Genomic DNA, 13,467 nt, shown 5'->3' on the forward strand with positions numbered 1-13,467 from the left:
CGACTCGGTAGCTCAGCTGGTAGAGCAATACACTTTTAATGTATGGGTCCTGGGTTCGAATCCCAGCCGGGTCACTATCTGAAAGATGTGAAAATAAAATTTTCAAATACATCGAAAAAATATTAAAAAAAACCTGCGAATTAATGATTTGCAGGTTTTTTGCTTATAGTGTTTGCTATAATGTTTCAAAAATGGCCGATTATTTATACATTTGGATTAACAGACCAGTTTGATTTTACTCATTCATTCAATTGAAATTCAAGAATATCTTTATTCTTCGTTTTTTGGTTTAAAGTTTTTCCCAACTCCCTGACGGAGAAATGTAATTTTTCCCTGTACTTTTTTTGCTTTTTCAAGGACTTCCAGTGCTTTTGCTCGTTCATTGATTTTGCCAGCATGTGTTATATTGTCCTGACGTTCATTTTTTTTCATGATATAATATAGTGAATTTATTTGAAGAAAACAAATTTTGACTAGTAAAATTAATATAAAAAGTTTTTAAGCAAAGAAATTTTTGTCTCTGATTTTGTAAAAGTTAGCATCTTTCAGGTGGTGAAATCTTAGGGAACTATTGTAAATAAAGAAAAAGTTTCTATCTTTGCAGTCCCTTAAACAAAGGGATTTACTTGAAAAAGTAAGTGGCCGACTCGGTAGCTCAGCTGGTAGAGCAATACACTTTTAATGTATGGGTCCTGGGTTCGAATCCCAGCCGGGTCACAACAAAAAGCTTCAACATAGGTTGAAGCTTTTTTTATTATATTTTGTCCTTTTTTATTCAGACATATATTTCATCAAGATGTGGTTCCTCAGTTTTTCGTTGGTGTTATTTTTTATTTCCTCAAATCCAGCTTTTTTGTACAGGTTGTAAGCCTTATTGTTACCATGGGTGACTTCTAAATGGATTTCAATATCATTAAATTTTTGACGTGCTTCATTAATAATAGCTTCAATCAGCCCCATACCGATATTTTTACCCTGATAGTCTTTTTTTACGTACATCTGGTAAATATTTCCAATATTATTTTCATCCTTCACAAACGTACAGATCCCAATAAGTTCCTTGTCTGCAAAGGCTCCCAATACAAATCTTTCCTCTGTTTGTTCCTCAATATCATTTTCCATTCGAAATTTTTCAATTTTCAGAGCTTCCTGATAATTGGCTCCAAATGATTCAGGAAATTTCTCCAGGCTTTCCAGCCGGATGGCTCTATAGATTTTACTTTCTTCAGGGAAAATTTTTCTATAATTTATATTCATAATAATGTGTTGGTTGTGTGTTTTTATTAATTTTTAAATTCAAATATGAGAATTATTTTAATAATAAATTTAATATGTATGATTTGTCTATTTTGAATAATTGGCGGGGATTTTTTTGAACTGAAGATATTTGTAACAAATTTCATTTCACATAGTCTTATTGTAAACAAAAACATCCTTTTTTTGATCAGAAAAAGCCTACATAAAATTCTGAAATAGTAAAAAAGGTCTGTTTAAGGGGGAAATTGTATTACTTTATTTAAATGTTACATTTTTGCAAAATAAGATGCTTATTTCATAATAAGATGATAAATTATGTATATTTATAACACATATTGGGGAATAATAAAAATAACAGTAGAAAATTATCAGCATATTTTTATGAAATATGTATAGGTAGACATAGGGAAAAGCTGGTGGTGATGGCAAAAATAGAATTGATCTTTTTTAAAAATAAAAAGAGACATCCAAAAGACATAAAGAAAGTAATAGCTTATACAATCTGTATAGGATTGTTTTTGTGTATATTTTCTTGTAAACAGGATTCTCATGATAAGGAAAGAGAAAATTTTGATGTTTCTTTATTGACTCAAAGTACTGAACTGCAGTTATCCGGCAGATATGAAGCTTTTGTTCACCTCAATATAACCTATCTGAAAAAGGCTGCTAAAATGAAATATAAAGCAGGAAAAGGGTTATGTTATCTGAACATGGCAGGAGTCAATGTCTCGGCAGGAAATTACGAAAAAGCCCGCTTTTTTTTCAATAAAGCAGAGAAGGATTTGGAAAACTCTGAGAATCCTTATCATAAAGCAGCCTTCTATGATGATTATAGTCTGTATTATTCGCACCTTAAACTAAACGATAAAGCTCTTGAATGTAACAATAAAGCATTTCAATATTTAAAACAGGCAAAAAAAACGAAACTTACTCAAAAACTTCTTCCAAGACTTTACGTAAACAAAGGTATTTATTACGCTTGGAAAGGATGGTTGGGAACTTCTTTAAAATGTTTTACAAAAGCCAATGCGCTGGAAAATTCTGCCTACACAAACTGTATGGTTGCTCAGTACTATTTATTTTTTCATAAGCCGGATTCTGCAGGAATATATATAGCCAAAGCGGATGAAAAAATGGTGAACCAAAAAACAACAGATGTAGAATCTCTTTGGGTTTACTATACTATGGGATATTACTACAATGAAGTGAATAATAGTGAACAGGCTGAGAAAGCGCTGAAAAAAGCTTTGGAAATTAATATTAGAACAAGGCACACCTATTCTTCACACATAAAAGACGTTTACAAAGCGCTTGCAGACCTGTATAAGAAAAAAAATGACGGCGGAAAGGCTTACTTTTATTTAAAAAAATACATGGAAGAAGAAGGAAAGTCTGATGCCGAACGATTTGCCACCATGAATAAAGCTACCGAAGATTTTATTTTGGAAGTCAAGCAGGAATCTGACTGGCATAAGAATGATCTTCCTTTATTTATTGCCCTATCCATAACGGTTCTTACTGTTTCAGGTATATATGTCCGAAAGATGATCAATGGATTGAAACAAAAGAAAAATACGCTGAAAGAGCAGACTGATGCATTGAAAAACCGTGTTCAGACGAAGCAGCTGGAAGAAATTACAGACCTTGCCAAACGAAATGATTCTTCTTTTCTATTAAAATTTAAAGAGCTGTATCCCGAATTTATAAAAGCACTTCTGGAGATCAATCCCGACCTTGAAAATTCTGAACTTACATTCTGCGCTATGCTGAAACTGCGTTTTTCATCCAAAGAAATTGCAGACCATACTTTTGTACAGCACAGATCTGTTCAACAGAAGAAATACAGGATCAGAAAAAGATTGAATATCCCTGGAGAAACAGATATTTATGACTTTTTTGAAAACTTAGACGAATAACGAAATTAATCACAATAAAAATAGCCTGATTCTGTTTTATGAAAAGATTTTATTATTCATCTCAGCAGAAATAACCATTGAAAATTTAAAAACATTATAATTGTTTCTAAGAGATTATTATTTACACAGAAATTTAGCTTAAATAAAAAAACGTATGACCCGTATTTTTCTTGTTGTCTTATTTATTATTTTGGTTTCTTGTCATTCTCATTCAAAGAAAGAGGCTGAACAGAAGTTTGATGTTTCTTTGCTGAGGCAGAATGAGAAATTTAGAATTGCCGGAGAATATGACTCCTTAATCAATCTTAATAAAAGATATTATAAACAGGCAGATAGAATAAACTATGCCGATGGAAAAGCTCTGTGTTATATCAATCTGGCTGAACTTAATATTTCACTGGAAAATTTTCAAAAATCCCAGATTCTTTTTGACAATGCAAAAAAAATACTTGATAACTCGGAAGATGATATCCATAAGGCAAGATTTTATAATGTTTATGGTCATTTCAATCAAAAACTCAGAAGAGCAGAAAAAGCTTTACAATATAATAATGAAGCAATGAACTCTATTCAGAAAGGTGATACATTAGAGCTCAAAAACGATCTTCTGTTCAGTATTTATTTCAGACAGGCCATTTATCTTGCTGAAGAAAAAAAATACGAACAAGCGCTTGAATATTTTCATAAAGCAAAAAAACTGGACGGCACGGGTTTAACAGACTGTGCTATAGGTGATTATGTGTATATGCGCAAAAAAAATAAGGACTCAGCTTATAAATATGTAACGGTTGCTTATAATAAAGCCAATTTAAGAAGAAAAGAAGACGGTGTCGCTTTATGTGCCAATACCATTATGGGAGAATATTATCTTACCTATAAAGAATACGATAAAGCAGAGGAAGCTCTTAAGAATGCATTGAAAATTAATGAGAAAACAAAACGTATTTATGCTTACTATGGCAAGTATATTTATAACGATCTCAGGGTGCTGTATGAACGTACAGGCGATAAGGAAAAAGCATATCTTTATTTGAAAGCATATACGGATGCTTATTATAAAACCAATACCTCTTTATTAGCGACCATTAATCAGGATATGGAGGCTTTTATTACAGGAGCTCAAAAAGATACGGAGCAGCATAAAAGTAAAATATACTGGATTATTCTTCTCTCACTGGCTGGGCTTTCTTTACTAGTATTATATGCCTGGAGTATTATCCGTACTTTGGGGAAAAGAAAAGAGGATCTTACAATAGAAGCAGAAAATCTGAAGATAAGAATGAATGACAACAAGCAGGAAGAGATAATTGAACTTGGGAAAAAGAATGATCCTGAATTTCTGGATCGTTTTAAAGAAGTCTACCCTGAGTTTATAGATCAGCTTTTATCCATTAATCCTGGTCTTGAAAGTTCCGAGTTGGTTTTTTGTGCCATGCTGAAACTGCATTTTACATCTAAAGAAATTGCGAACTATACTTTGGTTCAGCACAGAAGTGTTCAGCAGAAAAAATATAGAATCAGAAAAAAACTGAATATTCCCAGCGAAACAGATATCTATCTCTTTTTTGATACGCTGAAATAACTCAAAAAAAACTGTCTGATTCATCAGGTCAGACAGCACTCGAAATATTCTCTTTTCACCACATGTATTTTTTTTTGTGGTCTTAGAGTCAAATATGAAAATTTTTAACCAAAAGAGGAAAAAAGACTCTACTACATGTGTACTACATCGTGTGTTTTTGTTTTTAAATAGCTGGTAATTAATTCGTTGTGTTTGTTGTTTGTTTTATGCTCTTCCTTATAAAAAAATGGCTAAAAATTCTAAACTGATTCATTTTTTTAATTTATATTACTTATAATTTGTCTTTTTAGTTGCTGTATAAGTATCATTTAAGTATTATTTTCTTTCTGATTTCCAATCTGTTTCCATGTCTTTTTTTTGACAGTAAATTTTACTAAGTTTTATAATTTAAAATGGATGTGATGAAGAGTAAAAATAGTGCTAAAATATAACATGTTGATAATTAGCAAATTACATATCTGTTGTACGTGTGTAGTATGATCTTTTTTTGTTTTTTATTCAAAATATACAAGTTTTGTAGGGAGTTTTGTTATGAATATTATACGATAAGTTTTATTTTATTGAATTTATGATAATAGCTGTCTGAATCTTATTAAGATGGCTTAAGATTAGAAAGTGAAACGGACTTTGGGTATTATTTTCAACAGGCTTCCCACAATAACTTTAAATTAATTTATGAAAAAAAGAATTTTATTAGTTTGCGCGTTAGCGTCTTGTTTTACCGTTTTCAATGCTCAGAGATGGGAATCTGTTTCCCAGAAATCTTCGCAGATAAGAGAAGGTGTGGAAGTGCAGCACTCTTACAGAGTAGATCTGAAATCTCTGAGAGAAATGCTTAAAAATGCTGAAGAAACAGGAAAAAATGCTAAGCCTGTTATTATTTCTTTACCAACAGCAGAAGGAAAGATTGAGAAGTTTTCAGTTTACAGTAATCCTGTGATGGATAAGTCACTGGTAGACAAATATCAGTTAGGATCTTATGTAGGAGTGGGTGTAGATGATCCATCTAAATACTTAAGATTCAGTACATCTCCGAATGATATGCAGTCTATGATTATCAAAGATGGTATATTTCAGTTTATAGAGCCGATAAGTGCTGATAAACAAACTTATGGAGTCTTTTATAAAACAAAGGAAAAAGGAGACATGCATGGGTTTGAATGTGATACGGATCATGATCTTAAAGATATTGATAAGCTGGTAGAAAACGGAAAAAAAATGCTTTCCAATGTAGGAATTACCAACAGACCTACGAATACCAAATACAGAACTTTCAGAATGGCTATGGCTGCTACTGGTGAGTATACACAATTTCATGGAGGTACAGTTGCTGGAGCGGTTGCTGCAATTAATAACACAATGACAAGGATCAATGGGGTTTTTGAAAGAGATTTTGGAGCTCATTTTAATGTCCTGGATCTTCCTGGGATTATTTATACTGATCCTGCTACTGATTTTTATACCCCTCAGGCTGTTCAAACTGATCCGTCTTTAAACTTACAGTTACAGCAAAAACTTACAGCAGATGTAGGAAATGCTAATTATGATATCGGGCACGTATTTCATCGCAATGCAGGGCAAAGCAGAAATGGAAACGCCGGAGGAATAGGAATTGTTTGTACCAACCCTGCAACAAATACTTCTTTAGCAAAAGGATCTGCTTTTTCAATGAGTCCTGATCCTGTAGGAGAAGTATTTGATTTAATGGCTGCTCATGAAATGGGACACCAGCTGGGAGCCAATCATACCTTTTCTATGAGAACTGAAGGTTCAAATGCTAATGTAGAGCCTTGGGGAGGAACAACGATTATGGGATATCCTGGAATTACACAAGATAATATTCAGGCAAATATGGATGGATATTTCCACTATAAATCTATTTCTCAGGTATTGAATAACCTTGAATCCAAAATAGGATGCGGTGTAGCTGTTGATATCATAAACAATACTGCACCGGTGATTACACCGCTTGTTAATTATTCTATACCCAAAGGAACTGCTTATTATCTGGACGCTGTAGCAGCAGACGCGGAAGGTGACCTTATTAATTATACATGGGAACAGTATAATAGTGTAGGAGACAGGAATTCTATTTCAGGAGACAGCGGATGGGGTTACAATGCAGAAGGAGCTATCGCAAGATCATTACCGGGAACAGCTGCTGGTAGAAGATATTTCCCTAAGCTGGAAACAGTAGTCAATGGTATATTGACAGACAAGCAAGTATGGGAAACTGTTTCCTATATCCCAAGAACATTAAATTATGCAGTAACTGTAAGAGATCAAAACGCTATAAGACCAATGACTTCCACTGCGGAAACAGTAGTAACAGTTGGGACTGACGGCCCTTTCAAATTCAGCGGGCTTACAACAACATCCGTTTTATATAATGATGCATCCAATACAATTACATGGGATGCTGCAAACACCAATAACGCTCCATATAATGTAGCCGCTGTAAAAATAGACTATACAACCAATAACGGAACTACATGGACGGATCTTGTAGCTTCTACACCTAATACAGGAAGCTATGCTGTACAAATGCCAGCGAATGTAACCGGTGCTGTTAAATTAAGAATATCAGCAATTGGTAATATTTTCTATGCTGTATCTCCAGCCGTAACAGTAGGGACAGCTCCTACTTCTACTACTGCTGCTCCAACAGGAGTCTCTGCAATAGATACAGAAGTTTTAAAAACAACTGCAAGAATATCCTGGAATAAAGTATCAGGAGCTACTTATTCTGTGAATTACAGAAAAATAGGAGCAGCAAGCTGGTCGAATACAACAAGCGCTGCAAATTCTGTATTGTTGTCAAACCTGGAAGATGAAACCAATTATGAAGTACAGGTAGCTGCTGTTGTAAACAGTGTTCCGGGAGCATTCTCAACTAATTATGCCTTCAAAACAAAAGGATTGAGAACCGGTACAGATTATTGTTTAATGACTACAGGAGGAAATGGCGGAAACTTTAATAGCGGTCTTGTAAGATTGACATTATCTAACCTTGCTTATGTATATACAGGACTGGATGTTTATAAAACTTATCTTGACTTTAGTGAGGATGCAACCAAAGTTGTGAACTTAACAAAAGGTACTCAATACACAGCAACCTTTAGAAACCTTGCGGGAGGAAATTATAATGACTGGCTTGAAATCTGGATCGATTATAACAGAAACGGAGTATTCGAAAGCTCTGAAAAAGTGGCGACTAACGGAGCTCTTCCATTCTATGCAGCTGCTGCTCAGGCTTATCTTCGTGATGGTGATGTAACATTTACGGTACCTGATACTGCATATTCTGGCGATAAATTATTGAGAATGAGAGTAGCAAGTACCTTCTTTAATGCAGCCAGCGGACCTTGTGGAAGCCCTACCGTACCTGTAAATGGGGGAGGAATCGTTTCTGTAGGATCTTTCAGAGATTTTTCTGTAAGAATTTCGGAAAATGCTAATCTTGCTGTGAGAGAAATAAAAGACACCAAATCATCAGAAGTATCTATTTATCCTAACCCTGCAGATACCTTTGTAGAAGTGAAAAACCTTAAAGGTAAAGCAGATTATAAAATTTATAGTGCAGACGGAAGACTTGTTCAGGAAGGCAAGATTGAAGGAAAAATCAATGTGGCTTCTCTGATAAAAGGAATGTACGTGATTACTATAAAAGATGAGAAAAACACTTATAATACCAAATTAATTAAAAAATAAATCACACGAATGAATCTCCGCATCAGGATCTAAAAGCGGAGAGAAAAAGAATTATTTCAAGAGGGAAAAAAGGCTGTCTTCAATAGAAGGCAGCCTTTTGATTTTGATCATTAAGCCAGATGACCATTAAAAAAATCCAGCATAGTGGCTAATGAGGTTTCAGAATGCATCCGTTCTCCATTTTCAAGGGACTCCTGTGTGGCAATAGCGGCTCTTTTACGCATATTTTGTTCATAACCGGAAATAGCTTCCTGTAAAGTACTGTAACGGCTATCTGTTAAATGTTCACTCAGTTCAAGGGCATCCAGCATAGCCATATTAGCCCCTTCTCCAGCAAATGGGGGCATCACATGAGCAGCATCGCCTATCAATGTTAAATTAGATTGAGCTTCCCAGGTTTGATCCAAAGGCATATAGTAAATCAAACGGGGAATAAAAGGTGTTTTTGCATTTTGAAAAAGTTCCTTCCAGATAGAATTCCACTCTGAATATTCGGTTTGAAACCATTGTAACATCTGAGCATTATCAGAAAAGTCAAGACCACTCGTAGCAGGCCAGTTTTCATTAGCTTTAAAACTTGCATAAAATCCTAGATCTCCATTCCCTTTCTGACCGAGCAAAATATTTTGCGTATTTCCAAATGCCATTATTTTTCCACCTTTAATCAAAGCGTCAATTTGAGGCGCATTCTCTTTTGAAACATTGCCTTCCAGCATAATAACTCCTGAGTAAACGGGTTTAATGTCAGTGAGATAAGGTCGGATTTTAGAGTTGGCTCCATCTCCTGCAATGACAAGATCTGCATACGCTGAATTTCCGTTTTTGAAATGCATCAGCCAGCCTTCACCCTTAGGTTCCATCGATAGAAAATGACTGTTCCAGACTACCGTTTCAGGATGTAGTGATTCCAGAAGCATATTTCTTAAGGGACCACGATCTATTTCAGGACGGAAATGTTCATGTCCAAAATCCTCTTCAGGCTTTGTTTCATGATCGTTAAAAAATATTTCAGCTTTTTCATTCATGATCAGCGTTCGGTCTGCTCCAGGACGAAAAGTCTTTTTAAACTCTTCCAATAATTCAGCTTTACGAATAGCTGCCAGCCCGGAATCTTCGTGCATATCAAGAGGAGAGCCCTGCACCCTTGCATCTTTATTAAGGTCTCTTTCATATACTTTTACTTCAGCACCTTTCAGTTGTAAAAGTCTTGCCAGTGTAAGTCCTGCAGGACCTCCACCAACGATTGCTATTGATTTATTGTTTATCAGCATTGTTGATTTAAATTTTACAATGCAAATTTATTTTCCTTTCAACACAGATAATAGTACAAATCGGTCGTTTTTATTTTTGGATAATTCTTTGGGAGCTACCCCAGAAAATTTCTTCACTTCTTTGATAAAATGATTTTGATCGGTATAATTCAGTTCCGGGAAAAGTCTTCCTTGGGCAATATGTTCCAATGATGCCCTGAAACGTAAAATAGTAGAGTAGGCCTTTAATGATAACCCAAGCTGCTTGGTAAAATAGCGGTTGATCTGCCGGCTGCTCCAGCCTGTTTTTTCAGAAAGTTCCTGCACGCTCATTTCGCCTTTTGATGCATATATCAACTCGAAAAGCCGGAGTTTTCTCTCATCTGTTTTTTGAGGAAGTAGCTTTTTTATTTTGTGAATGGCTTTGGTACAGCAATGATTAAAATCTTTTAAGTCTTCAGCTTTAAAATCCCAAAAGTCTGGAGAAAGCTCTTTACCGATATTCAATAAATCAGCGATGGATGTATTCAAAATATATTCTACAGCAAGAGGTTTGAAGCTGATGATAAAAGCAGTTGTATGAGGAGCGATGTATCTCTGTTCTGGATACGTTTCCAGTCCCAGAAGAGTAATATGAAAAGGTTCTGAAGGTGATTGTGAGAAAAATAAATCAATTCTACCATCGGGAATGATTACCACTTCTTTAGCCTCATCCGAAAGATTTTGAAAAGTACCCAGATTTTCAACAAAATCTGCGATCTCTTTGTCAGGTTCGATGAAATTGTAAGTGAAATCATTGTCCATAATTATTGCTGCTGCAGATGTTTTTTGATAAAGAAAATTACAAAATTTATTATAAACTACCAAGTCCTGTAAAATTGAACCTCATTTAGGATAATCAATTTCATTATAGATAAAATCTTTATACCTTTTATTATTTTTAACCTGAATACTTCACTGGACTAGTATATTTTGGAAAATCTGTACCAGCTAAATTGGCGATGAATACAATATATTTGTAAGTTAACAGCTAAATGACCAACATGAAAACGGAAAATATGCAGGAAAAGGAAATCAATTTTTTACAGCACAATGAGTCTGCCTGGAATAAACAGGCATTAGCGCAGAATGAATGGTCAAAAGCGGTAAGCACAGAATTGATCAATGATGCAAAAGAAGGAAAATGGGATGTTCACCTGACACCGAAACCACTGAATAAAGAGTGGCTGGGAGATGTGCGGGGAAAGAAGATTCTATGTCTTGCATCGGCAGGAGGACAGCAGGCTCCGGTATTGGCCGCAGCAGGTGCTTCTGTAGTGGTTTTTGATATTTCTGAGGAACAGTTGAAACAGGATAAAATGGTTGCAGAGCGTGACGGATTGTTGCTGCAAACAATTCAGGGGGATATGAGAAACCTGAGTGCATTTGAAGATGAGACGTTTGATATTGTATTTCATCCCATCTCCAATCATTATGTAGAGGATGTAAATCCTGTTTGGACAGAAGCTTACAGAGTATTGAAAAAAGGAGGAATATTATTAGCCAGCTTTTTCAATCCTGTCGTGTTTATAGCAGACCGAAATCCTCAGGATATTGAAAACGGAATTATCAGACCTAAATATACACTTCCTTATACTGATGTAAAAGATCTGGATAAGACCCAAATCAACAGAAAATTGGAAAATAACGAAGCTCTGGTTTTTGGACATACGCTTTCAGATCTTATTGGTGGACAGTTGAAAGCTGGTTTTATGATTGGTGGTTTTACAGAAGAAATGCAGCCCAATCCACGTTTTTTAATTGACCAGTATCTGCCTACTTTTATCGCAACAAAAGCAGTAAAACTAAGTTGATAGAAACTACCATTTTAAGCTATGAAATTTTATGGATATCAGTTCGTTTGATGTATAAAATTCCCATCCTCCGGAGGGGCGGCAAAAATTCAAAAAAAAATTTGACGGATTGGTTTTACAATTTCCAATTAATCAGATTTCCACAAATTATTGCTATTTTTAGGAGCTTAAAATAGATTTAGGACAATGCCTAATGGACAAATCATTACTTAATACCTACTTTCATTCTTTATTCAGTATCAAAAAGGATGTGGTTGAAAAAATTACTGAAAAATTCAGCCATTTTGAGTTAAAGGCGAATACTATTTTGCTGGATAAAAATGCCATTAGTACCAAAACATACTTCCTGGAAAAAGGGTATGTGCGGTCGTATATATTGAATGAAGATAATGAGGAGATTACTACCAATATTTTCAGAGCTCCGTGTTTTGTGAATGATTTTCTGTCATTTTTCAGACAACAGCCCACTAAAGAGATATATCAAACCGTAACGGAATGTGTTTTCTGGGAAACCGGATTGGAAAATGTGCAGCATAATTTCCATAATATTCCTGAATTCAGGGAGTTCAGCAGGCTTCTTTTTGTGCTTAATTACTATAATATTCATGACAGGCTGATCGAAATGGCCAGTCAGAAAGCTTCTACAAGATATTTTAATCTGATGAAAAAAGATCCTGATATTTTTCAGCATGTTCCTTTGAAGGTGATTGCTTCCTACCTCGGGATTAAAGACAGCTCGCTAAGCCGGATCAGAAGGGATATTCATAAACTGTAATTTCTTTTCATTTGTCAAGTGATACTTCAGACATGATCACTGATCTTTGCTTAAAAATAATTTCATGAACAAAAAACATATTGTTGTAGTAGGACTGGGAGGTGTAGGTGGTTATTTTGGTTTTAAAATAAATCAGATTAATGAAACTACCGGAAAATATACTGTTTCTTTTGTTGCCCGCGGAGAAACTTATGAAAAAGTAAAAGAAAACGGATTGATTTTGTTATCTCCCGAGCATTCCAATTCACAAACGTATCCTAATGCTATAGTACAGAATATCAATGAAATCGAAAATCCTGATTTGGTTTTGATTGGTGTCAAAGAATATGATCTTGAAAATGTGTGCAAGCAAATACTGCCGACCCTTAACAAAGATACCATATTGCTTCCGATGATGAACGGAGCAGATATTTACGACAGAATACGTACTATAATTCCGGATCATACTGTGCTTCCGACTTGTGTTTACGTCGCCTCTCATATTAAAGAAAGAGGAACTGTGGAGCATAAAGGCAATGCCGGTAAAATAATTGTAGGAAGAGATCCTGAGCATTTTGCGGCTCCGGTGGAATGGGTTACAGATGTATTAAGCGAAAGTAAAATAGAGTTTGAATTTAAAGATAATTCATTGAATGCTATCTGGACGAAATTCATATTTATTGCGAGTTTCGGATTGGTAACAGCCAAGCATAATTCGTCCATGGGAGCGGTATGTAGTGATGTACAGCAGAAAAATGAAGCAGCTGGAATTATGAAGGAAATACAATTGATTGCTGTTAAAAAAGGAATTGAGCTTCAGGAAGATATTATCAGTGCAACTTTTGAAAAAGCTTCTACATTTCCTTTTGAAACTCCTACTTCTTTGCAGCTTGATATCAATTCAGGAAAGAAGGATAACGAATTGGAACTGTTTGCAGGTGCTGTGTTAAAATATGGTTCCGAAGTAGGCGTCGAAACCATATTTACCCAGAAAATCTACACCGAAATTAAAACAAAACTTTTGGCTAAAGCCGAATGAAAAGAAATATAAATGGCGGGTTAAAACCTAGTCATGGTCGGAAGATTTTTTCTTCCGACTTTTTGTTTTTAGATATTCAATATTATTATTTTAATTAATTGATTA

At 34.9% G+C, this 13,467-nt stretch carries 10 protein-coding genes and 2 tRNA genes; 8 read left to right on the forward strand and 4 right to left on the reverse strand.

Features of this window, described 5'->3' with window-relative positions:
- Position 1: 1 nt before the first annotated feature.
- Positions 2-74: transfer RNA gene (locus CQ046_RS22920), tRNA-Lys, on the forward strand.
- Positions 75-270: 196 nt separating this feature from the next.
- Here the strand turns inward: CQ046_RS22920 and CQ046_RS23780 are convergent.
- A complete protein-coding gene (locus tag CQ046_RS23780; RefSeq protein ID WP_165790583.1) occupies positions 271-432 on the reverse strand; it encodes a hypothetical protein in 162 nt (53 codons plus the stop codon).
- Between the two features lie 212 nt (positions 433-644).
- Here CQ046_RS23780 and CQ046_RS22925 point away from each other — a divergent pair.
- Positions 645-717 (forward strand) — tRNA-Lys (locus tag CQ046_RS22925).
- 54 nt (positions 718-771) lie between these two features.
- Here CQ046_RS22925 and CQ046_RS22930 read toward each other — a convergent pair.
- Positions 772-1,257 carry a GNAT family N-acetyltransferase gene (locus CQ046_RS22930; protein WP_105704487.1) on the reverse strand — a complete coding sequence of 162 codons (486 nt, stop codon included), beginning with the start codon at positions 1,255-1,257 and terminating at the stop codon, positions 772-774.
- Between the two features lie 422 nt (positions 1,258-1,679).
- Here CQ046_RS22930 and CQ046_RS22935 point away from each other — a divergent pair, with 422 nt between their 5' ends.
- The 3 genes from CQ046_RS22935 to CQ046_RS22945 all read left to right on the forward strand — a co-directional run bounded on the left by CQ046_RS22935 (position 1,680) and on the right by CQ046_RS22945 (position 8,466).
- Positions 1,680-3,173, forward strand: coding sequence for a tetratricopeptide repeat protein (locus CQ046_RS22935; protein WP_123906677.1), 1,494 nt, complete (start codon positions 1,680-1,682; stop codon positions 3,171-3,173).
- A 154-nt stretch (positions 3,174-3,327) separates the two neighbouring features.
- A complete protein-coding gene (locus CQ046_RS22940; RefSeq protein ID WP_105704489.1) occupies positions 3,328-4,755 on the forward strand; it encodes a tetratricopeptide repeat protein in 1,428 nt (475 codons plus the stop codon).
- Positions 4,756-5,430: 675 nt separating this feature from the next.
- A complete protein-coding gene (locus CQ046_RS22945; RefSeq protein WP_105704490.1) occupies positions 5,431-8,466 on the forward strand; it encodes a reprolysin-like metallopeptidase in 3,036 nt (1,011 codons plus the stop codon).
- Between the two features lie 110 nt (positions 8,467-8,576).
- Here CQ046_RS22945 and CQ046_RS22950 read toward each other — a convergent pair whose 3' ends face one another.
- Positions 8,577-9,737: an FAD-dependent oxidoreductase gene (locus tag CQ046_RS22950; protein ID WP_105704491.1), complete on the reverse strand. Its 1,161-nt coding sequence runs from the start codon at positions 9,735-9,737 to the stop codon at positions 8,577-8,579.
- Positions 9,738-9,764: 27 nt separating this feature from the next.
- Positions 9,765-10,520: a helix-turn-helix domain-containing protein gene (locus CQ046_RS22955; protein WP_105704492.1), complete on the reverse strand. Its 756-nt coding sequence runs from the start codon at positions 10,518-10,520 to the stop codon at positions 9,765-9,767.
- Positions 10,521-10,759: 239 nt separating this feature from the next.
- On the opposite strand from CQ046_RS22955, the gene CQ046_RS22960 reads away from it, so the two are divergent.
- The 3 genes from CQ046_RS22960 (at position 10,760) to CQ046_RS22970 (ending at position 13,362) form a co-directional block, all read left to right on the forward strand.
- A complete protein-coding gene (locus CQ046_RS22960) occupies positions 10,760-11,569 on the forward strand; it encodes a class I SAM-dependent methyltransferase (RefSeq protein ID WP_228407032.1) in 810 nt (269 codons plus the stop codon).
- A gap of 193 nt (positions 11,570-11,762) precedes the next feature.
- Positions 11,763-12,344: a Crp/Fnr family transcriptional regulator gene (locus CQ046_RS22965; RefSeq protein WP_105704493.1), complete on the forward strand. Its 582-nt coding sequence runs from the start codon at positions 11,763-11,765 to the stop codon at positions 12,342-12,344.
- A gap of 64 nt (positions 12,345-12,408) precedes the next feature.
- Positions 12,409-13,362, forward strand: a complete 954-nt coding sequence (locus CQ046_RS22970) for a ketopantoate reductase family protein (protein WP_105704494.1) — start codon at positions 12,409-12,411, stop codon at positions 13,360-13,362.
- The last annotated feature ends 105 nt before the right edge of the window (positions 13,363-13,467 follow it).

It is taken from the genome of Chryseobacterium sp. MYb7 (assembly GCF_002979455.1).
In the GTDB taxonomy this organism is placed as follows: Bacteria; Bacteroidota; Bacteroidia; order Flavobacteriales; family Weeksellaceae; genus Chryseobacterium.